The 21,191-nt window shown below is 54.2% G+C and carries 16 protein-coding genes; 3 read left to right on the top strand and 13 right to left on the bottom strand.

The window, feature by feature from the left end:
- Positions 1-101: 101 nt before the first annotated feature.
- From rlmH to ACFOLF_RS18125, 3 genes are all read right to left on the bottom strand, one after another.
- Positions 102-581, bottom strand: a complete 480-nt coding sequence (gene rlmH / locus ACFOLF_RS18135; protein WP_210046637.1) for a 23S rRNA (pseudouridine(1915)-N(3))-methyltransferase RlmH — start codon at positions 579-581, stop codon at positions 102-104.
- Between the two features lie 3 nt (positions 582-584).
- Positions 585-752 carry a CxxH/CxxC protein gene (locus ACFOLF_RS18130; RefSeq protein ID WP_210046636.1) on the bottom strand — a complete coding sequence of 56 codons (168 nt, stop codon included), beginning with the start codon at positions 750-752 and terminating at the stop codon, positions 585-587.
- 133 nt (positions 753-885) lie between these two features.
- On the bottom strand, positions 886-2,286 hold the full coding sequence (locus ACFOLF_RS18125) for a S1C family serine protease (protein ID WP_210046635.1): 1,401 nt from the start codon (positions 2,284-2,286) through the stop codon (positions 886-888).
- A gap of 326 nt (positions 2,287-2,612) precedes the next feature.
- On the opposite strand from ACFOLF_RS18125, the gene ACFOLF_RS18120 reads away from it, so the two are divergent.
- Entirely contained in the window at positions 2,613-2,834 is a 222-nt protein-coding gene (locus ACFOLF_RS18120) for a hypothetical protein (protein ID WP_210046634.1), read from the top strand.
- Here ACFOLF_RS18120 and ACFOLF_RS18115 read toward each other — a convergent pair.
- The 8 genes from ACFOLF_RS18115 to ACFOLF_RS18080 all read right to left on the bottom strand — a co-directional run bounded on the left by ACFOLF_RS18115 (position 2,803) and on the right by ACFOLF_RS18080 (position 14,581).
- Positions 2,803-3,609, bottom strand: coding sequence for an MBL fold metallo-hydrolase (locus tag ACFOLF_RS18115; RefSeq protein WP_210046641.1), 807 nt, complete (start codon positions 3,607-3,609; stop codon positions 2,803-2,805). The genes ACFOLF_RS18120 and ACFOLF_RS18115 overlap by 32 nt on opposite strands.
- Before the next feature lie 239 nt (positions 3,610-3,848).
- Complete coding sequence (gene yycI / locus ACFOLF_RS18110; RefSeq protein WP_210046633.1) at positions 3,849-4,577, bottom strand: two-component system regulatory protein YycI; 729 nt, start codon at positions 4,575-4,577, stop codon at positions 3,849-3,851.
- Between the two features lie 21 nt (positions 4,578-4,598).
- Positions 4,599-5,990 (bottom strand): YycH family regulatory protein, encoded by a 1,392-nt coding sequence (locus ACFOLF_RS18105; protein WP_210046632.1) that lies wholly within the window; start codon positions 5,988-5,990, stop codon positions 4,599-4,601.
- Positions 5,987-7,828: a cell wall metabolism sensor histidine kinase WalK gene (gene walK, locus ACFOLF_RS18100; RefSeq protein WP_210046631.1), complete on the bottom strand. Its 1,842-nt coding sequence runs from the start codon at positions 7,826-7,828 to the stop codon at positions 5,987-5,989. The genes ACFOLF_RS18105 and walK overlap by 4 nt, the downstream gene beginning before the upstream one ends.
- Positions 7,825-8,568, bottom strand: a complete 744-nt coding sequence (gene yycF / locus ACFOLF_RS18095; protein ID WP_210046630.1) for a response regulator YycF — start codon at positions 8,566-8,568, stop codon at positions 7,825-7,827. Before yycF ends, walK begins: the two co-directional genes overlap by 4 nt.
- Positions 8,569-8,784: 216 nt before the next feature.
- Positions 8,785-10,203 (bottom strand): peptidoglycan DD-metalloendopeptidase family protein, encoded by a 1,419-nt coding sequence (locus ACFOLF_RS18090; RefSeq protein WP_210046629.1) that lies wholly within the window; start codon positions 10,201-10,203, stop codon positions 8,785-8,787.
- A gap of 132 nt (positions 10,204-10,335) precedes the next feature.
- A complete protein-coding gene (locus ACFOLF_RS18085) occupies positions 10,336-11,238 on the bottom strand; it encodes a hypothetical protein (RefSeq protein WP_210046628.1) in 903 nt (300 codons plus the stop codon).
- Positions 11,239-11,803: 565 nt separating this feature from the next.
- Positions 11,804-14,581, bottom strand: a complete 2,778-nt coding sequence (locus tag ACFOLF_RS18080; RefSeq protein WP_210046627.1) for a fibronectin type III domain-containing protein — start codon at positions 14,579-14,581, stop codon at positions 11,804-11,806.
- 445 nt (positions 14,582-15,026) lie between these two features.
- Here ACFOLF_RS18080 and ACFOLF_RS18075 point away from each other — a divergent pair, with 445 nt between their 5' ends.
- Both ACFOLF_RS18075 and ACFOLF_RS18070 read left to right on the top strand, forming a co-directional pair.
- Complete coding sequence (locus ACFOLF_RS18075) at positions 15,027-16,655, top strand: response regulator (RefSeq protein ID WP_210046626.1); 1,629 nt, start codon at positions 15,027-15,029, stop codon at positions 16,653-16,655.
- A 101-nt stretch (positions 16,656-16,756) separates the two neighbouring features.
- Positions 16,757-17,554 (top strand): polysaccharide deacetylase family protein, encoded by a 798-nt coding sequence (locus tag ACFOLF_RS18070; RefSeq protein ID WP_210046625.1) that lies wholly within the window; start codon positions 16,757-16,759, stop codon positions 17,552-17,554.
- A gap of 798 nt (positions 17,555-18,352) precedes the next feature.
- Here the strand turns inward: ACFOLF_RS18070 and ACFOLF_RS18065 are convergent.
- The gene (locus tag ACFOLF_RS18065) at positions 18,353-19,639 is read right to left on the bottom strand and encodes an adenylosuccinate synthase (RefSeq protein WP_210046624.1); all 1,287 of its coding nucleotides are present in this window, start codon (positions 19,637-19,639) and stop codon (positions 18,353-18,355) included.
- 168 nt (positions 19,640-19,807) lie between these two features.
- Positions 19,808-21,169, bottom strand: a complete 1,362-nt coding sequence (dnaB, locus tag ACFOLF_RS18060) for a replicative DNA helicase (RefSeq protein ID WP_210046623.1) — start codon at positions 21,167-21,169, stop codon at positions 19,808-19,810.
- Positions 21,170-21,191: the final 22 nt, after the last annotated feature.

Here is a 21,191-nt window from a genome sequence, read left to right as displayed (position 1 = left end):
TGGACAATGTACCATTCTGAGGGAACTTTCTTAGTTCATTTTCTTCTGAATTTGGAAGGCTGACAGCTTATCATTCAGCCCCAGGACTACAAAATTTCGCCCTACTTATGATATGGCTCCCCCCGATTTATCTTCACCGCCCGATAAATCTGCTCCACCAGCACCAGCCGCATCAGCTGGTGCGGCAGGGTCATGCGCCCGAAGCTCAGCTTCTGCTGGGCGCGGCGCAGCACGGCGGGAGACAGGCCCGTGCTCCCGCCAATAACAAAAGCCACGTGGCTCCGCCCATACGTGGCTAATCGATCGAGCTGGCCCGCGAGATCCTCGCTGGACCATAGCTCGCCCTCCAGCGCAAGCGCAACGACATGCGCTTCCGGCTTAAGCTGCGCGAGCAGCCGCTCACCCTCGCGCTCGCGGACCATCGCTTCCTCCGCCGCGCTCATCGTCTCCGGCGCGCGCTCATCGGCCACTTCCGTGAGCACCAGCTTCACGTAAGGCCCGAGACGCTTCGCATACTCGGCGATCCCCATCGCCAGGTATTTCTCCTTCAGCTTCCCTACCGCCGCAATCTGAATCAGCATCGGCTACACCACCAGATACTCGGCGGCCCGCTCGCACAGATCGCAGGTATCCGGCTTCGTCCACTCCGAGAACGTCGTGGTTTTCAAATCGACAATATCAGGTGCATCCTCATAATCGTCGACAAATTTATCAATCGCCAATTCAACATGCTCCTTGCATACACAATACATTCGATGCTTGTCCCCCCATGATGGATTCTATCGTTATTTGTCCGTCCGCTTACATGCGAAAGGATCAGCCCACCCTGAGCATCCCTCACGCCGGGACGCTTGCACAGGAACTGATCCGCTTCACGCCTATCCTCTAGTTTTCCGTATTTTCACCCAGTTTAAACGCAGCCGTCTTCTTCTTGCCGTCCCGGTAATACGTAATCTCGATCTCGTCGCCGATCGTCTTCTTCCCGTACAAATATTTGCGCAGGTCCATCGTGCTCCCGATCACCGTCTTATCCAGCTTCACGATTACATCATTGAACTTCAGGCCCGCCTGCTCAGCCGGTCCCACCGCCTGCAGCACGATAACGCCAGACGTCACGTCCTTGGGCAGCTTCAGCTCATCAGCCGTGGCTGGCGCCTGCTCATCGGCAGCAGAATCCCCATCGCTCTCCGTGCTGGTGTCTGGATTCGCACTGGAATCCGGGTCTTCCCCGGTATCCCCGGAGTCGTCCGCATTCGGATCCCCCAGCCCCAGCGCCTGCTGGGCAAAATACTGATCCAGATCCATCGTGTAGACGCCCAGATAAGGCCGGTCTATCTTTCCATTCTTAAGCAGGCTCTGCACGATCGGCATCGCGATATGCGAAGGAATCGCAAAGCCGACACCCTCCACGCCGAAATCCGCTACCTTCATGCTGTTGATCCCGACAACCTTGCCGTCGAGATTAATCAGCGGCCCGCCGCTGTTGCCCTGATTGATGGAGGCATCGATCTGAATAACCTCCTGCTCCCAATCGTACACGCCATCCTGGCTGAGCGAGACGGGAATGACCCGCTTGGTCTTGCTGACAATCCCGAGGGACAACGAATCGCTGAGACCCAGCGGATTGCCGATCGCCATAACCCACTGACCAGCCTGCAAATCGTCCGATTCGCCAAACTCCGCCACCGTGTCGATTCCCTTGCCGTCAATTTCCAGCACCGCGAGATCGGTTATCTGATCCTTGCCGACAACCTTCGCATCCAGCGTTCTCCCGTCGCTCATCACGGCCTTCAAGGCTTCCGCATCCGCCACCACATGATAGTTCGTAATAATGTGGGCCTTGCCCTTCACCTTCTCAAAAATAAATCCCGAACCGAGGGCGGCCTGCGCCAATCCGCTGTCACTATCTTCTGTCCCCGAGGATGCATCGCCGCCGTCTTCGTTCCCGAAGGCAGGCAGCGATTGTTCATTAATAATACTCACGACCGCCGGGCGCACCTTCGCCGCGGCCTGGATCGTCTTATCCATCGGATCAGCCGCATTCAGGGAACTGACCGGAGCCGATGCGCCGCTTACCGTATTTCCGGACCGGTCGAATCCGGTAACCATACCGAACACCAGCACGACCGCAATCGCGCTGACCAGCGACGACGTTACGACAATACTGGTATTGGACCACTTCATGCTGCTTCTCCTGCGGGATGAGAAGGGCTTTTCTTCCTTTTTGGCCGAACGGGTGCGGCGGGATACGCGTGTGGAATAGAAATCGTCGTCGAACAAGCTCATCTATAATCGCTCCTCTCGATGCCTCGGACATCAAGATCATTTTTTTACAAATCTAGGAATGATATCGGAAGAATAGACTAGAATAGTAATAGGAACACAATAACGGTTAGGCTGATATTTACCAGCCTCTGTTATTGTATAGACTAACTGTTAGTGTGGTATAAGCCACAGTCAGTTGGTGCACACAATAACGGTTAGTGTGGCCACACTCAGTTGGTGCACAGAAGACAGCAACGGTCCGTTAGATGCATCTGCACGCCTCTACTCCGTTATTACCCTGTATGTACATTTAAAATCTTTTATTTTTAAAGGAGCGAAAAAATGATATGACAGGCAAATCATCCGCCGCGCTGGATCATCTGAATCTGGCCGCCAAGCTCGCCGATCTCAAGAATGACCATTACCGTGTCCTGCTGACGCTCAGCGCCTTATCCGACATTCTGATCGAGAAAGGCTTGATGACCAGAGAGGAGCTTGAGCAGAAAGCCGCAATGCTCGACGTTCAGCTTGAATCGCTTATCGACGCTTCACTTCATCCCATGGCGTAGGCTTATTATGATAGGTTTCCCGCAGGGGATACTCGTCCTTGCGGAAGAAGAAACCATTGCTCTCTAATATGTTATTCACCGTGAGCTTGGCCAAATCCATTAAATTATGGTCAAGGCTCAAATGAGCCAAATAAACACGCTTCGTCCGGTCCGTCAGCAGCTGGCACAGGGCCTCGCCGGCCGCTTCATTCGACAGATGGCCGAGATCGCTCAGTATCCGTCTTTTGATATTCCAGGGATACCGCCCCATCCGCAGCATGTCCACATCGTGATTGGACTCCAGCACCAGCACATCGGAATCCTCCAGCACCAGCCGCACCTTATCGCTCACATAACCCAGATCGGTCGCCAGACCCAGCTTCTCGCCTTCATAATCGAAGGTGTAGCCGACCGGCTCCGCAGCGTCATGCGAGATCGCATACGAGGTTGTCTTCATTGACCCGAAGGTGACCGACTCTCCCGTCTCGATGACCACCCGCTTCTCGGCGGCGATCTGTCCCACATGGCGCTCCAGCGCCTCCCATGTCGCCTGATTGGCGTAGATCGGCAAATTAAATTTCCGCGCGAATGCGCCCAAGCCCTTAATATGATCGGAATGCTCATGCGTAACGAGAATTGCGTCCAGGTGATGCCCGGCAACACCGCGTTCGCGCATGAGCTCCTCCATCTTCTTCGTGCTTAGTCCCACATCGACCAGCACGGTCGCACTATCGCATTGCACAATGGTCGCATTCCCCGTCGACCCGCTGGCAAGCACCGTAAATCGAAGTCCCATAGCTTCTCGAACCTGTCCTTTCCCCTGCTCCCCATCCTTCTCGACGACCCAACCGTACTCCAAGTTGCACCTGATACTTAATTCTAACATTTCTCATCTGATAGTTTCACAGAATTGTTTCCATAATCCAGGAAGAAACGGCTGTCGCCGTCCTTTTGGCGGCGCAGTTCATTTCTTCCCTTAGACCTTATAGAACTGTACAAGAGTAAACTTATGGATTCTATAAAAGGTTCAAAAAATCACGAGACCGTCTCCACCTCGCCGCTGACTGCGTCCACGTAATAATAGGAGCTGTTATCCTCCAGAAGCACACGCCAGGAAGGCGACCAGAACTGCGTCTCCGAGTCAAAAGGCTGACCGTGATAGCCAAGCTTGATCTCCCGGATTACCGCCCCGTTAGGCAGATGAAGCTCAATCAGGCTTCCCAGCGCCTTCGTTGCCGAGATCACAGTCTGCGCCGGCGCTTCCTCGCCTGTAACAAGCTCGATCGCATCCTGGCGGTACGCCGTAATCTTCTGGTTGCTGTAGAACAGCTCAAGCTTCACATCGAACATCGGCCGGTTATCGACCATCCGGTTAAAGACAAATTCAACATCCCGGTCGGAATCAAAGCCATATTGATCCAGATCCGGAATAACCGCGCCCAGATCGCTCTGCAGCTCCTTCTCGTTGAACACGATCTTGCTCTCGACCGGCTTCTCCAGCTCGTGACGCTCGCCGATGCCGAGCTTGTTCGTCACACGGAAGGTCAAATCCCGCAGCTTGGGGGTATCCGACGGAATATGCATGTTCGCGGCAAAAGATATATCCTTCTGCTGCATAATAGCCAGCGTATCAGGCGGCAGGGAATTGGCGCCGGCGTTCGCGCTTTGCCCTTCCCGGATGTTCAGCCAAAGCTGATAGCCGAGTATGACATTCAGCAGCAGGAACGCAAATATGAGCACACTCTTCGCCCTGCCCCAATCCATCGGTTGACCCCCTTCGCATGCTTATTTGGTCTTGCCATCCCCCGATTCCAAGGCAGTGCCGTCAACCGGCGGCAGCGCTGCTCCGCCCGGCTCGCCGGGCTTCGGCTTCCTGGTCAATGAGGCGATCAGCACCTCCTGCGTACCGTCATCCAGCCGGACGGTCCATACAGGCTCAAGCTTCAGAACATTGTCATCCTCGGTTGTGGCAAGCACAGCCGGATAAAGTGCAGCAACCTCGCCCCGCCGGCTGTAGTGAGCCAGCTCGCTCTTCAAGGATTCACCGCCGGGAAGCCATCTGACCTCCTGGGATTCCGCCTTCTTATCCAGCGTAATAAGCGATCTCGCATATTCGGATACGACTCCCTGCTGCAGCCTGAGCTTCATCTCTCCGAACATGAACGGATAGTTCGGCACAATCGGATAGGCGCCATAGAACTGCGTGCTGTAATACTGCTGGTAGCTGACGCTCAGCGTATTCATCGACTCCGAATGGATCAGCCGGTGAAGGCCGTCCCAGCCGCCATGCTGATTGATGAATTTGATCGATTCATACACGTTCTCGCTCTCGCTGTCGCTCCCGCCCTGGCCGGCGACAGGATCGGTATAGCTGATCCATTTGCCGTTCTGCTCCACCTGCAGGCCGCGCTTGCCGTCTGTGAAGATCTGCGAACCGCTGCGGTCGACAATCGCCCGCGTTACGCCGGGATCGAAGAACAGATTACGCTGCATTTGCTCCGGTGAGTACGTCTGGTATTTGACCATCGCCTGCTGGGATTCAATCGGACCTGCCGGAATGTACAGATCATCCTCGACCGGTGTATAAGCGGTCTGAAACTCGCCGAATCCGACATACATCTGCACATCCTGCGCGGTCAGATCCGCCTTGACCGACTCATAGACAGTCGTCCCGTTCGCGCTGAAGAAATACGTCCGCACCTCTTCCCGTTCGCTGCTCTTGAAGATCCAGATCCGGTCAATCACATCATCCAGAAACTGCAGGTCGCCCTCGAGCTTCAATACCTTGCCAAGCAGCTCTACCGGAACGCCCGTGCCAAAGCGCAGCTCGACACCCTGGTCATTGTTGCGCACCGCATCCCAATCGAGCACAGAAACGGTATTGCGCTGAAACCCTTTGAATTCGCGGCTTTGAATTTTGGTATAGATCAGATTGAAGAAATTCATCGCCGGATAAAGAACCGTATGTTTTCCTTTACCCATATGAAGCACAATATCCTCGGGAAAAATAAGATTTTCGAGCTTCCCTTCCTGCCCCATCGACTCCGTAGGAACATAATCCTGCGCTGACGATGTCGTAACCCCCAAGCCCGGCATGCTGTAAGCCAGCAAATAGCTTTGCAGCAGACTCATAATAACGAGCGCGGCAAGCAGCCCGGTCTTCGTTTTTTCCATCATGCCCGCTCACCTTCCTCTTGCGGAGCCGGCAGCATGACCGTAACCGTAGTCCCTTCATTCAGCTCGGAATCGAGCGAAATCGAGCCTCCATGCGCCTTTACAATTTCCCGGGCAATAGACAGCCCAAGACCAGTGCCGCCCATATTGCGGGAGCGTGCTTTATCAACCCGGTAGAAACGCTCGAAAATGCGGTTCAAATCCTTCTTGGGAATGCCGATCCCGGTATCCTTGACGCTGATTGCCACCATGGCCGGGTCCAGCCTGCGGGCGGAAATCACGATCCGTCCGCCATCCAGCGTATATTTAATCGCATTGGAAACCAGATTGTCGAGCACCTGATCGATCTGGTCGCGGTCGAGCCAGACGGAATCGATGCCTTCCTCGACATCTACCTCCGCACGAATCGACTTGTTCCGCAGCTGAAATGAAAACCTGTCCGCCACTTCCTCCAGCATCTCGGGAACCCCGGTCTGCTGCCTGCGGAGCGGCGCCTGATTGGAGTCCAGCCGGGATAGATGCAGCAGGTCGGTAACAAGCCGGATCATCCGCTCCGTCTCATTGCGGATAACCCCGACGAACCGCTGACCAAGCTCCCGCTCCTCCATGGCCCCGTCATCCAGCGCCTCGGTGTAGCTCTTGATCGTCGTCAGCGGCGTCCGCAGCTCATGCGATACATTGGCTACGAATTCCCGCCGCGACTGCTCCAGCCGCTCCTGCTCGGTGACATCCTGCAGCACCGCAATGGTGCCGGAAATGCCCTTGTCCCGCCGGTGAATCGGCGTGAACGTCACGCGCATAAGCTCGTCCTCGTCGCCGGCTGACTGGACGTGATGGTGGACTACGGCCACTTCCTCATTGCCGCTGAGCAGCTCGGAGAGCTTCTCCCCATCCAGTCCGAACAGCTCGTTCAGACGCAGGCCCTCGCACTCATCCTCGCGCAGCATTTCCCGTGCCCTGCGATTGGTGATCATGACGATGCCATGCTCATCAGCCGCAACGACGCCGTCGCTCATATTCGCCAGAATGGAGGAAATCTTGTCCTTCTCCTCCTCATTGGCCGAGAGCGCATCGCGCAGCCGCATCGTCATATCGTTGAACACGGCGGATAGCCGTCCGATTTCGTCGTCCCCAAGCACCGGAACCTGCTGGTCGAAGCGGCCCTCGGCGACCGCCGCCGCCTGACGGGTCAGCCCCTTGATCGGATTCGTGATCGTATGCGCCAGCAGCACGCCCAGCACGCCGGTCAGTCCCAGCGCGAAGATCATGCCCGACATGAAGATCCGGTTAATGCGGTCGACCGTCTGGTACAGATCCTTCATCGAGGCCACCAGATAGACGGCTCCGACAATTTTCTCCCCGTTCATAACCGGCTTGGCGATAATTTTCTTGCGGACCCGGTCTTCATCAATGACATCTTCTTCATTGTCGCGGATCCCCTGCAGGGCGCGGCTGACTGTAAGCGAAGTATTCTTCTTTCCTATATACGACTGGTGGGCCTGAAGAGAGGTGGCCAGCACCTTCCCCGTGGCATCCAATACCTGGATTTCCGCTTCATTGATGCTGAACAAGCTGCGCACGAGCATATTCAGATCTTCTTCAGTCGTCTGTTGACCGCTTGTTTCTGCCGTATTGCCGGGCTGGCCGGATAACGTCTGGGCCGCAAACTCCGAGAGCAGGTTAGCCTGTTCATTCATGTTCTTCGCAAACGTACTTGTCAGCGATGTCTTCATCGTGCTGATGAAGTAAACCCCGATCAGCTGCATCGCAATAAGAATCAGCAGCACATAAATGATAATCAGCTTCACCTGGATGCTGCGGAAGAAACGAATTCCGTTCATCCGTACCCGAATCCTCCGGACTTCGGATTACGCATCAGATAGCCAAGGCCCCGGCGTGTCAGAATATATTCCGGACGACTCGGATCGTCCTCTATTTTCTCCCGCAGCCTCCGGATCGTGACATCGACTGTCCGTACATCGCCGAAATATTCAAACCCCCATACCGCCTGCAGCAGATGCTCCCGTGTCATCACTTTCCCGCTGTTGCGGGCCAAATAATACACAAGCTCATATTCGCGATGCGTCAGATCCAGCGGCTCGTTATCCTTATACACCACATACATATCCGTATCGATGAACAAGTTGAAAATTCCGAGCCCCTGCTTCTCGTCTTCCGCGTTCCCGCCGGAGGTATTACCGGATATGGTAACGTCCGCCTTCTGCCGCCGCAAATGCGCCTTCACGCGGGCAAGCAGCTCCCTTGTGCTGAACGGCTTCGTCACATAATCATCCGCACCCAGCTCAAGACCCAGCACCTTGTCGAGCTCCGTATCCTTGGCGGTCAGCATAATGATCGGCGTCTGGAGCCTGCTCCGCACCTCGCGGCAGACATCCATGCCATCCTTCACCGGAAGCATCAGATCCAGCAAAATCAAATCCGGCTGCTCTTCAAAAGCCAGCCTGACTGCTTCCCCGCCGTCAAAAGCGCAAATGACCTGGTAGCCTTCCTTCTCCAAGTTGAACTTCAGAATATCCGCAATCGGCTGTTCGTCGTCTACGACCAGAATTTTACCGTGCATCGTCACACCGCCCCATCACTTGTGGCTAGTTTTTATTTATCGTAATATCAGGGTTGCCCTGTTTCATTATTGTAAACTCCCTTCTATTCTATCATAGGAGCGACCCTGTTCCCAAATGAAACTTCCCTCATGCCTCCTGTCCATATCCAGGCAGAAAAACCGACAAAAAAAGCACCCTTGCGGCGTTTAAGCCGAGGGTGCCGATAAGTGCGAAACCTATAAATATTTGATCGGATTTTGCAGATCGCCGTCTTTATGAATCTCAAAATGCAGATGAGTGCCGAAGGAATGACCGGTATTTCCCATGATGCCGAGGACATCGCCCTTCTCCAGCGTCTGCCCCACCTTGACGGAAATTTTGCTTAAATGTCCGTAGAGTGTTTCATATCCGTTTTTATGGTTAATAATTACACAGTTGCCATATCCGCTTTTCTCTCCGGCAAAGCTCACGACGCCGGTATCTGCTGCCATGACGTCTTTGTCGCCAACCATATCGAGGCCCTTGTGCATGCTTCCCCAGCGTCCGCCGAAGCTGCTGGTAACCGTATGTCCGCTTACCGGCCAGGAGAAGCTGCCCGTGCCTTCGCCAACGAGCTTGGTGCCCTTCATGACGATTTCAGGGATGGTTTTCTGCAGCACCTGTTCACTGACCAGCACCTCCTTCATGAGGTAGCCGTTCTGCTTGACAAGCTGATAGAGCAATGTTTTCTTGCCGCTTTTACCTTCGCGGATCACTTTGGATTCGCCTATTTTCATATTGCTGTTTTTCTGGACCACCGTGCTCGGTTCAATGATCAAGGTTTCCGTTACATTCTCTACCGTCTCAACGGTCACCTGCGGCTTGAGCACGCTCAGATCGAGCACTTCGCCTTCTTTGATCATATCATCTTCAATCCAGTTGTTGCGTTCATAGATCACCTGGGGCGAAATATTGAATTTGGCTGCGATACAGCCGATGCAGTCGCCTTTTTGGACCGTATACTTGGTGGGGGTAACTGTGCCTTTTACGAGCTTTAAATATAAGGCGTCAGGATCGGCAATGTCTTTGGGCTGCACATCCGCCGTTTCCGTTTCGACCTTCTCCAGAATCTTCACGGATTTGAGCGCCGTGGTCGGCTTGTCGGTTGACTCGGTACTGGTGGCGTTGAAGGAAAGCGCCTTAACCTGGGGCGATTTGGCCTTCGCTGCTTCCTGGGGAGCGAATTTGTTCTCCACCTGCTTCAGCAGCGAATCCGCCGTTGCCTGATCCTTCACGATTCCGACGGTCTTCCCGTTAACCTTAAGCTCAACTCCGGTAGCATGGCTGGTTATCAGACTCTCCAGCTTGGCCAGGGTCGCTTCACTTTGCGGCTCTGCTTTGTAAGCGCTTTTATGCTCGTATGTTACCTCACCGGTTTCCACGACCATATTCACATTGGGATTGGCGGCTGTAATTTCCTCTTGCTTGCGGCTGATGAGCGCATTAACCTGATCCTGGGAGCTTAAATCGCCGATAAGCAGGCCGTCCCTGTATACTTGAACAAAATCGACTGTATGTGCTTTTATGTATTGGCTGCCGCTGAATCCTGCAATAACCAGCAGAACAAGGGCGCCGCCAAGAATTGCGAGTGGTTTCTTATGCTTCAAAACGGTCATGATTGGCTCCTTTTCGCGTTCTCGTTCAGTCAAATGACCAAATCCGACATTGGAAAATTGTACATGGATGGCTACGAATTACTTTAGCACATGCCATATACGGGGATCAACCAAACCGCTCTTTATCAAAAATTAATATTTTTTCAGAATTTCCATCATCCGGTCGTATTCGGTCCTGTCCAGATTTTGCGCGATCAGCTGCTGAACCTCCGTCATTTCCTCCGCAGTAAGCCCGCCCTCGATTAAAGTGGAGATGCGCTGCCACGAATCCGCCGGCAGTTTTTTCATAATAACGCTAAACATTTCCTGCTTGTCCTCGTCGCTTATGCTGTCCTTTGCGGCATTCAACTGATCCGTCGTCATCGCCATGCCTTCCTCCGACGCTTCGCCTGTCTGGCCTGAGCTGCCGCTGGAAGCGCTGCTGTTGCCTTTGGGTCCCGTTCCACCGCCAATGTCAGTCAGCGTACCGGGCTCATCGCCGAACGCGTCTACGGCCAGCGGCGTATCTTCCCCTCCCGGACCCGCAGCATCCTCGTCAGCCGGCGGCGTACCGCTCCCGCCAGACGTTTCACTTGTCGAAGTCACATCGCTATTTCCAGAGGGTTCTTCGCCCGCTCCATCGCTGCTGCTTCCACTGCTGTCGCCCGCTTCGGCCGTAGAGTCTTCTTCAGTCACGGTATTATCCGTATTCGAGCTGGAGTCCCCCAGTCCCGGGATGACGGAATCATCTGTTCCTGCTGTCGAATCCGCTTCGGAACCCGTCTGGCTTGCATTATCCGACTCTTGATTCTCCGATTCCTGATTTCCCGATGCTGTCTCCTGGCTCGCAGACTTCTCCGGTGCCTGATCGGCCCCCCACAGTCCGCCCCATACCCCGCTCATCGCAAAAGGCGTTTGTTCCAAAGGAATGTTATACTGCTTCAGCAGCGTTTCGACATAACTGTTCACCACATATCCCGTCGTCCAAATGGACAGGAAGCTGATAATCAGCCCTGCTGCAACCGCCCTGCCCAGCCATCCGGCCATTTTCCACATTGTAATCATCCTCCGCATGCTCTACCTGCTTTCTTCTTTCGAATCTATGATGGACTCTACCGGAAACCTATACTTTCCAGTATGGGCAGTCATGATAGGAACCATTCAATCGAAAATGGAAAATGTTTCATTTCATTCCCGCTCCCGGCCCAGGATGAATGGCATCGGACATGCAGCAGGACTTTTTGCAGCTACCGTAACCGAAGAGGAAAAGCAGCGTTTATCATTCTTTCAACCGCGCAGCCAGATTGTTCTCTCTTAATTAAAATGGAATCTATAAGGACGCTTCGCTCAGGGTGGAATGGCCGTATCCGCTCTACATTTAGAAGAAGCAGCGGAACAAAGGGATAAAGTCCTCTGTGACCTCACCCCTTTGGCCCTAAACATCTCATAACGAAAAAACGGTCATTTTTATCTATTCTGCAAAACAGATCCCATCCTCGTGTATAACAGCAAGCAGCTAGTTTCTCTACCCTATAACCCTTAATTTCGAAAAAAAGACAAAGTCTCCCTTGGAAGGAGACTTTGCCTGATTGCTTGCTTATTTCCAGTGCAGCATACGCTGCTATTGGATGTCGTTCACCAGCACAAACTGCGGTCTTTCACTCACGTTAACCGTTACCTTGCCGCTTGTGATCGCAATTGCCGATGGAACTCCGTCGGTGTCTCCGGAAGCCATCGCAACCTTCGTCGCGCTCGTTGGCGAGCCTGTCAGCGTAAGCTGATAATTATTAACGGTCGTATTATTGCTGGTAGGCGCCCATACCGCATAAGCCCCGCCGCTTCCCGTCGCGCTCTTGAATTTATAGATTCGTACGTTTGTGTTACCCGAGGCGACTTCGCCCGAATACCTCATGCCGCTCAGACGGTTCTTCAACGTGTAGACATAATACCAGGAGATTTTCGGCGCCCAGTTCGTGTCCGGACTGCCGGTCAGTCCGCTGGAAGCGAATCGTCCTGCGTCCGCGCCATCCACATCGCGCAGCATATACATGGCCGCTTTATCGACACCTGCCGCCGCTGCCGCCAGATAGGAACGGACCAGCCACTGGGCCTGCACTTCCTCTCCGGAATTCGGGCCGATAGCAGGCGCACGCTGAATGGAAGCGGCGTTCGTATCATAGCCGAACTCGGTAATCCACACTTCTTTGCCCTGCATGTACTGGTTGCGGTAATCGACGAACTTCTTCAGCAGACCCTTCAGATCGTCGTCTTCCGGGCTGATGCCGATCGTACCGTCGGTCTGGTTCGTTCCATTGCTGCTGTAGTGGTGAATATTAATCGCGTCGAAAGGAACGCTGCCTGCCCGGTTCCAATCTGCCCAGAACTTCATGGCACGGATATATTCGAGGTTCGGATCAGCCAGACCGCTCATGACCAGCTTGGCGTTGGGATCGGCGTTTTTCACCCCGTAGGTATTCCCCATCGCCCCTTGATGTCCATCGTAATCCGCGCTTGTCATCGCCGAATATTCATAGGGGTTAAAATAGGGCGTGCGTCCTGCCCACCACTTGTCGTTCTCATTGCCGTTCTCGTAATAAGTCAGCAGATTGAGTCCCGTGCTGCGCGGCTGACCGGAAGCCAGCTTCAGCTTGCTGTCCGCAACCGCCGTACCGCCGTATCTGGCCGCATATTGGAACAGATGATCGGCATGCTCCGAATAGGAGGCGGGAGCAAGTGAATCCTCCCCTGCAGAGATTGGCTTGTCGTCTGACTGGGCCGTCAGCCAGCCGACGCTTCCTTGAATGGCGGGGCTTACGGTGATGCCGGCATTCTTCAGTCCCGTGTAATAGGAATCGAAGTTCCAGCCGCCTCCGGCGTAGCTCGGGTTGAATTTGTTCGTGCCGGGCGTGTATCCCGTCTGAATCGAGCCCCAATTCCACAGATCGCCTTCATCCCAATTCCAGTTATGATATTCACGGACAAAGCCCGCCACCTGCATCTTGTCAAGCGGATCGTCGATAAAAGCATTGATCCCGATCAGCTTATCCATCGTTGGCAGCGTTGGCGCAACTGGTGTCGGCGGAGCCGCTGGCGTGCCCTGCGGCGTGCCGTAGAGCACGATTTCACTGGCGTTCAGGCAGCAGCCGTCTATTTTGAGCTGCAGATAACGCGTTGTGAAATTCACCGCATGCCCCACCCAGTTATCCGGCGAATTAGACAAATTATCGGTAAAACGGGAGGTCCAGCTGAATGGCGTTCCGCTGGAGACCGTCACGCCCGAGCCGCCCCAATCGCTGTCATACAAATAAATATCGCTGAGCGCGTAGTTGGTACCCAGATCAATGACCACGCTCGCGGGATAATAGATGCTGTTCCAGCCCGTATCCCAGATCGTGGCCGGCGCCCCGCCGGTTCCGCCCTTGGGATTGCCCGCAGCGGACTGCTCGTCGACCAGCCTGGTCGCGTCCCCGACTGCCGATTCGTTAAGAATCATGGAAGCGGTAAGCGTGATTTTGCCGCCTCCCGGGGATGACGTGGCGGTGGCTTTGCTCACCACATTGGACAGCGCCGACAGATTGGAAGCCTCATCCGCCGTCTTGAGGGCAAAATAATAGGTGGTGCCGGCAGACAAGCCTGTCACTGTGAAGGTTTGGCTGCCTCCCGCCGCTTGCGGCGACGGCTCTCCTGCCGCTTGCACCGCGCTTGACCAATTGCCGCTTGTGATTGCCGCCGTGCTGTATCTCACATCATAAGAGGCCGCTGTGCCGGTGTTGTTGTCGTCCCCTGGCGCTGTCCAGGTCAAATTGACTGAACCGGACGCTGATGCGGGAGCCGCCAGGTTCGTTACGGCGCCTGGCGCTGTCGTATCCCCTCCCCCGCCGGAAGCGGGCGTTCCATACACCACCACCTCCGCTGCATTCGCCCCGCCAGTAGCCAATGCGACCCGGATATACCGGGTAGTCACCGTTACGGGATGGGAATTCCAGGTCATATAATTTGTCATCGGATCGGTAAACAGTGCGCTCCAGCTTCCGGGGCTGCCGGCATAAGCGGTCCAATCCCCTGTGCTGTTCGTATCGTAGACATAGATGCTTGTTAAATTATAATTCTGGCCCAGATCGATATACGCATACATCGGGTAAGTAACGCCGCTCCAGCCGCCGAACCAGGCCGTCGTGGGTGTTCCACCGGTCCCATTGGCGGGATCCCCTGCCAAAGTCTGCTCGTCCACCAGCTCCGTGGCATCTCCCAATCCCGATTCATTCGAAACCATGGAGGGAGTAATCGTGATTTTAGTGTCGGCCGCATAGGCTTTTCTCGTACCAAACTCCAGTGCGCTTACCATGACCGTGGAGAAAGCAAGCGCCAGCACCAGCACAACCGAAACAATCCTTCTCATCCGTAAACAGCCTCCTTATTATCCTTTTGGCCTTGAAGATGGCATGCGCGTCAAGCAAGAACTTTCGCGGGGTGTCAAAAACATCTGCCTTACGTTCAGAGGTCATACCGGCATCTGCCTGCCTTTTGGTACAAGCCTGCCAGCAGCCCAGCCGTCCCTCCCCTCGCTCGGGTTTGTTGAAGATAAGTTCATTCTAGCACGCCCTGAAAGCGCTGTTATATATTGATATCTTTACCTTGTTGTCTTTCTATGTCCAATTTGACCGGCAATAAAGGAATCGAAAAACCCGGAGTCGAAATGTAACCTAGGCTGCCGCTGAAGATATGACGGGATTGGCATAACCCCTTCTGTCTCCTGCGCGGCGTGAAAGTTTCGTCCCACCCTGATAGTAGGAGCGTATACGTGAAATGTAACCTTTCTGAACGTTCAAAACAGGGGGTGCCCCGTGTATCGGTTGTTGATTGTGGATGACGAGCAGATTATTGTCGATGGGCTTCATCTGCTGTTTCAGGAGCTGAATACGATTGATTTGGATATCAACTGCGCTTACGACGCTCACGATGCCCAGAAAGTCGCTTCGGAGATGCGCATTGATATTGTCCTTTCCGACATTGCGATGCCGGGCATGAACGGCTTTGAGCTGCAGCAGGAAATAACCCGCCAATGGCCCAGATGCCGGTTCATTTTCTTATCGGGCTATAATGATTTTCAATTCATCCAGTCCTCGCTCCGCGGCGGAGCTGTCGATTACGTGCTGAAGACAGAAGGGGATAACGCGATTATCCGGGCTGTCGAGAAGACGGTCCGCCAAATTGAAGCGGAACTGCAGCAGGAGCAGCTGATCGGCAGAGCCCGGCAGCAGCTGCAGCAGACTCTCCCTGTGCTGCGCAGAGAGTATCTGCTGGAGCTTTTGGAGGGTGCGGAGTCCACACCCGAATCCCGCTCCCGCCGGTTCAGGGAGCTTGCGGTCCCGCTTCAGCCCGCTGCGCCGGTTATCCTTACGGTGGGCCGCGTCGATGCATGGCCGGAGAACCTGCATCCAGGCGACAAGGAGCTTTTTCTATTCTCCATCAACAATATATTTGAGGACTATTTTGCCGGGGCGTTCCACTGCGTCTACGTCCTGTATGCACATCACCGTTTTGCGTGGATCATGCAGCCGGCTCCCGGCGCCAAGGATCAGTCCCGCGAGCTGATCCGATTCGTACAGGGGACGATCGAATCGATTCAGGCGGCCATCAAAACGTATTTGAAGCTTCCCTGTTCCTTTATCGCGGCCAGCCAGCCCTGCTCCTGGGAGGAGCTTCCCGAGACGCTTGACCGGTTCTCGGTCCTGTTCGCAAGCGGTCTTGGTACAGGCAGCGAAATGCTGCTGACAGACCGGCCTGCCCTTGGAGCCTCCGGCCGCCAGGAACGGGTGAAGATCAACCGGATTCATCTGCTTGGCTCCTACCTGGACCGCAAGGAGCAGGAACGTTTTTATGCCCTGTTCGATGACATTATGGAATCGGTTCCGGTGCATTTTGGCGTGCAGACCGGGATTGCGCTGGAGGTATTTTACTCGCTTACAGCTATTTTCTCCGGGTATTTAAACCGCCGGAATCTCTTCGACGAAATATCGCCGCACATCAATATGAAGCAGCTCTATGCCATTCAGGAGCATGCTTCATGGCCCAAGGCGACAGCCTTCTTCCGCCTGCTGGCCGCGCTTATCTTCGCTTACAGCGATAATGCCAATGAGCGGGAGACCAACGAGGTGATCCGCAAGCTTCACGATTATATGGACAGCCATCTGGATGAGCCGCTATCGCTTAATCAGCTGTCGGAGGTCGTCTATCTGACCAGCTCCTATCTGTCGCGCCTTTACAAGCAGAAGACCGGTCACAGTATTACGGATTCCATCACCACCCGCAAAATAACCGAGGCCAAGCGGCTGCTCACCGAAACCAACCGGAAAATCCAGGAGATTGGCGAGCAAATCGGGTACGGCTCTCCCTCCTACTTCTCACGCTTTTTCAAGAGAGAGACGGAAATGACCCCCCAGGAGTACCGCGACGCATTCCGGTCGACGTGATAGAGCGATCGCCCATGGGGCTGCATATTCATGCAACCGCTTCATCAGAGGGGCCAGGAGCCGTGTTGTCTAATTTCAATGAAAAGAGAGGCTGATCTGCGATGAAAATAAGTCTGAACCGCTTTCCCGGCGGCCTGCAAAAAGCGTTCACCATGAGTTATGACGACGGTGTCGACCATGACCGACGTTTGGTAGCCCTGTTTAACCGGTATGGCATCCGGGGTACCTTTCATCTGGTATCCGGCTCGCTGGACAGCCCCGGATATTTAACCTCAGGCGAGATCGCCGCTCTCTTCGCTGGCCATGAAGTGTCGGGCCACTCTATTCATCACCCCCATCTGACGCTCGTTCCGCCGGAAATCCGGGTGGCCGAGCTGTATAACAGCCGTCAGATGCTGGAGGAGCTTGTCGGCTATCCCGTCAAGGGTATTTCCTATCCTTATGGCACCTACAATGAGGAGCTTGCCGCCGGACTGCCCTATCTCGGCCTCCACTATGCCCGGACTGTTACTTCCCATGGCCAGTTCAGGATGCCGGATGATTTTCTGCGCTGGTCCCCAACCTGCCACCATGATGATAAAGTGATGGAGCATGCGGAGCGGTTTCTGAAGGAAACACCAATGGAGCGGATGAGTCTCTTTTACGTTTGGGGACACAGCCATGACCTTGAGCGCAATGGAAACTGGGCGTTGATGGAGGAATTCTGTGCTTTTATGAGCGGACATGCGTCCGTCTGGTATGCTACGAATGCGGAGATTACAGCGTATATGCGCGTCCTGCGCAATCTGGAATTTTCGGCAAACGGACACATTGTTTACAATCCCTCTGCCGCCTCTGCCTGGATCACGGTGGACGGGAAGAGCGTGGAGCTTCCTGGCGGGGCCACTACCCTTGTTTGATCCCTCTGATTCCCCCTAAATCCCCCAGAGGGGGACCCCAAAGGGTCTCCGACCCTCTGGACACCCGGAATGGGATAACGTTGGAGCCTCTGAGAAGCGCGCTTTAGTTACTTCGTACCAGGAGCGTTTCCGTCCCTCTCGGGACACACTTTCATTATGCGCTCCTGTGGCGCCTGGTGGACTTCGTCCCTGAATAACGTTGGCGTGTTTGAGTTGATCGGATGAGTATGTTTATGAATGAGCCTACTTTATCTTTGGACACTCGGATGAATAACGTTGGAGCCTCAGAGAAGCGCGCTTTAGTTACTTCGTTCCAGGATTCCGTCCCTCTCGGGACACACTTTCGTTTTGCGCTCCCGTGGCGCCTGGTGGACTTCGTCCTTTGGGGTAGTCAGAGGATCAGATTTCATAGATTTTCGCTCCTTTTTCGATGCGATTCAGAAACCTTCTTTTGTTCAAGTTACCACGATGTGCCGGACCTAAATCACATTCAGGTGAAATCTCTATTAATTCCAGTCCCTGACCGGGAGGATTGAAAAAAAGGATATCGGCTCACGCCTTCTTCTAACGGCGAAGCAAGAATCCCTGCAGACTTGGCAGGAATGAGAATTTTGTATTCTAAATAGAATACAAAAAGGACAGCGCTCCTGGCGCTGTCCTTGGAATATATGGATCAAGTGCTGCGGCGATAGGGTCAATGCCCCTAATGACAGCAGGTTTTGCTGGTTGCGGCTCACGGCTTTAGGGTCAGATCAACGTACCGCCCAGAGTGTTATTGCCGCTGCTGCAATATGTTATTTAAATGTAGATCGGCTGTACCTGGTTGGTTTGCTCACGGTTGCGGCCAACGGAGAAGATCGAGATCGGGATGCCTGTCAGCTCCGAGACGCGTTCCACATAACGGCGCGTATTCTCCGGCAGATCGGCAAGTGTTTTCACGTCGGAAATATCCTCGCTCCAGCCCGGCATTTCCTCATAGACCGCTTCGCATTCGGAAATCAGCTTCAGGCTTGCCGGGTAAGTCTCGATGATTTGGCCGCGCAGCTTGTAGCCGGTACAGATTTTGACCGTTTCCAGGCCGGACAACACGTCCAGCGAGTTAAGCGAAAGTCCTGTGATGCCGCTAACACGGCGCGCATGGCGGACAACTACGCTATCGAACCAGCCAACACGGCGAGGACGGCCCGTAACGGTACCGTATTCATGGCCGCGTTCACGGATCCAGTCTCCTGTTTCATTGTTCAGCTCAGTCGGGAAAGGACCGTCGCCCACACGTGTTGTATAAGCTTTGGCTACGCCGATAACCTGTTGAATCTTCGACGGGCCAACGCCGGAACCAATGCAGACGCCGCCTGCCGTCGGATTGGATGAAGTAACGAACGGATAAGTGCCTTGGTCAATGTCGAGCATAACGCCCTGCGCGCCTTCGAATAGAATGCGTTTTCCGGCATCAATGGCATCATTCAGTACAACAGACGTATCCGTCACATAATGGCGAAGAATCTCCGCGTATCCCAGATATTCTTGAAGGATAGCCTCGCAATCCAGCGGCTCGCCGCCGTAGACCTGCTCAATCATCTGATTCTTCTCTTTCATAATAACGCGGAGTCTGCTCTCGAACTCCTCAGGGTCCATCAGATCGGCGATCCGAATGCCTGCACGGGCGGCTTTGTCCATGTAGCACGGGCCAATTCCCTTGCGCGTGGTCCCGATCTTGTTGTCGCCCTTGCGCTCTTCTTCCAGACCGTCCAGCACCAGATGATAGGGCATGATGACATGCGCGCGGTCGCTGATTTTCAGGTTCTCTGTGCTGAAGCCGTTATCTTGAATATATTTAATTTCGTCGATGAGTGCGGATGGATTGATAACCATGCCGTTACCGATGACGCTCACTTTATTCTCGTTAAAAATACCCGATGGAATCATCGTCAGTTTATATTTTTTATTACCGATAAGAATCGTATGTCCGGCGTTGTTTCCCCCTTGGTAGCGGGCTACGACGTCCGCGCCTTCTGCCAGAAAGTCAGTGATTTTCCCCTTGCCTTCGTCTCCCCACTGCGTTCCGACCACAACTACTGTTGACATAGTTATACCCCCATTCGACGTTAAGCGCACATCGAAAATTACCGCCATTCGCAGGCAGCATGTTCAGTTTAGCAGGCACTCCCAGCAAAGTCAATAAAAAACGAACAATTGTATGGCTGCCCATATAATTGTTCGGAATTGTCTCGTCTTATTTCCACAAGCCTCCTATTACGATGCTTGTCCAGGTTCCTGATGCGAACGGTCCAGCCCCACAAACTTATTATAATTTTTTAGAAAAGCCAGCTCGACCGTGCCGACAGGCCCGTTCCGCTGCTTGGCGATAATAATTTCAATGATATTCTTCTTCTCCGATTCCTTATCGTAATAATCATCCCGATAGAGGAAAGCCACAATATCCGCATCCTGCTCAATAGAGCCGGATTCCCGCAGGTCGGACATCATCGGCCGCTTGTCCTGCCGTTGTTCAACGCCCCGGCTTAGCTGTGAGAGCGCAATAACCGGCACTTCCAATTCGCGGGCAATCTGCTTTAGTGTCCGCGAGATTTCGGAGACTTCCTGCTGGCGGTTCTCTCCGGCCTTGCCCCGGCCTTGAATCAGCTGCAAATAGTCAATCAGAATCATGCCGAGGCCCCGCTCCTTCTTCAGACGGCGGCACTTGGCGCGGATATCGGCTACGGTAATCCCGGGTGTATCATCGATATAAATTTGAGCCTCGGAGAGCGAGCCGATCGCCATAGTCAGCTTCTCCCAGTCATCGCCCTCCAGATATCCGGTACGCATTCTTCCCGCATCGACGTTGGCCTCCGCGCAGATCATCCGCTGTACCAGCTGCGCCGCCGACATCTCCAGACTGAAGATCGCAACGGTCTCGCGCGCACGCACGCCCACATTCTGAGCGATGTTAAGCGCAAAAGCCGTCTTCCCGACGGAAGGCCGGGCAGCCACGATGATCAGATCATTCCGCTGAAAGCCTGACGTCATCTTGTCCAGATCGCTGAAGCCCGAGGGTATCCCGCTCGGTCCGCCTTTGTTGGTATAGAGATGCTCGACGCGCTCGAATACTTCCATCAGCACATCGCGAATGGAGATAAACCCCGTGCTGGACCGGCGGTTGGACAGCTCCATAATCCGCTGCTCCGCTTCATTGAGCAGCATGCCAACATCGTCCGCGGCCGCATATCCGTTGGAAACAATCTGCGTTGCCGTCCGGATCAGGCGGCGCAGCATGGATTTCTCCTCCACGATCTGCGCGTAATAATCGACGTTCGCCGCCGTTGGAACCGAATTGGCTACTTTAGACAAGTAACTGACTCCGCCCATTTCCTCCAGCTGCTGCCGATCCTGCAAATATGCCGTCAGCGTCACCAGATCAATCGGCTGGTTGGCCTCGCCGATTTCAACCATCGCCTCATAAATCAGCTGATGAGCCGGGGAGTAGAAATCTTCGCTGCGCAGCCGTTCCATGGACGTGATCAGCGCTTCCGCATTCAGCAGAATAGCGCCGATTACGGCCTGCTCCGCTTCGATATTTTGCGGCGGAACACGGTCAAACATCAGCTCATTGCTCATCTGCTTGTTGAACCCCTTTACC

It is taken from the genome of Paenibacillus sepulcri, from assembly GCF_042647105.1.
Classification (GTDB): Bacteria; Bacillota; Bacilli; order Paenibacillales; family Paenibacillaceae; genus Paenibacillus_Z; species Paenibacillus_Z sepulcri.
This window is presented reverse-complemented; position numbering and strand designations above follow the sequence as displayed.

Bases quoted from the DNA above. Each gene is read 5' to 3' on its own strand.
- rlmH (WP_210046637.1), bottom strand. From the start codon at position 581: ATGCTGATTCAGATTGCGGCGGTAGGGAAGCTGAAGGAGAAATACCTG.
- ACFOLF_RS18130 (WP_210046636.1), bottom strand. From the start codon at position 752: ATGTATTGTGTATGCAAGGAGCATGTTGAATTGGCGATTGATAAATTT.
- ACFOLF_RS18125 (WP_210046635.1), bottom strand. From the start codon at position 2,286: ATGAGCTTGTTCGACGACGATTTCTATTCCACACGCGTATCCCGCCGC.
- ACFOLF_RS18120 (WP_210046634.1), top strand. From the start codon at position 2,613: ATGACAGGCAAATCATCCGCCGCGCTGGATCATCTGAATCTGGCCGCC.
- ACFOLF_RS18115 (WP_210046641.1), bottom strand. From the start codon at position 3,609: ATGGGACTTCGATTTACGGTGCTTGCCAGCGGGTCGACGGGGAATGCG.
- yycI (WP_210046633.1), bottom strand. From the start codon at position 4,577: ATGGATTGGGGCAGGGCGAAGAGTGTGCTCATATTTGCGTTCCTGCTG.
- ACFOLF_RS18105 (WP_210046632.1), bottom strand. From the start codon at position 5,990: ATGATGGAAAAAACGAAGACCGGGCTGCTTGCCGCGCTCGTTATTATG.
- walK (WP_210046631.1), bottom strand. From the start codon at position 7,828: ATGAACGGAATTCGTTTCTTCCGCAGCATCCAGGTGAAGCTGATTATC.
- yycF (WP_210046630.1), bottom strand. From the start codon at position 8,568: ATGCACGGTAAAATTCTGGTCGTAGACGACGAACAGCCGATTGCGGAT.
- ACFOLF_RS18090 (WP_210046629.1), bottom strand. From the start codon at position 10,203: ATGACCGTTTTGAAGCATAAGAAACCACTCGCAATTCTTGGCGGCGCC.
- ACFOLF_RS18085 (WP_210046628.1), bottom strand. From the start codon at position 11,238: ATGTGGAAAATGGCCGGATGGCTGGGCAGGGCGGTTGCAGCAGGGCTG.
- ACFOLF_RS18080 (WP_210046627.1), bottom strand. From the start codon at position 14,581: ATGAGAAGGATTGTTTCGGTTGTGCTGGTGCTGGCGCTTGCTTTCTCC.
- ACFOLF_RS18070 (WP_210046625.1), top strand. From the start codon at position 16,757: ATGAAAATAAGTCTGAACCGCTTTCCCGGCGGCCTGCAAAAAGCGTTC.
- ACFOLF_RS18065 (WP_210046624.1), bottom strand. From the start codon at position 19,639: ATGTCAACAGTAGTTGTGGTCGGAACGCAGTGGGGAGACGAAGGCAAG.
- dnaB (WP_210046623.1), bottom strand. From the start codon at position 21,169: ATGAGCAATGAGCTGATGTTTGACCGTGTTCCGCCGCAAAATATCGAA.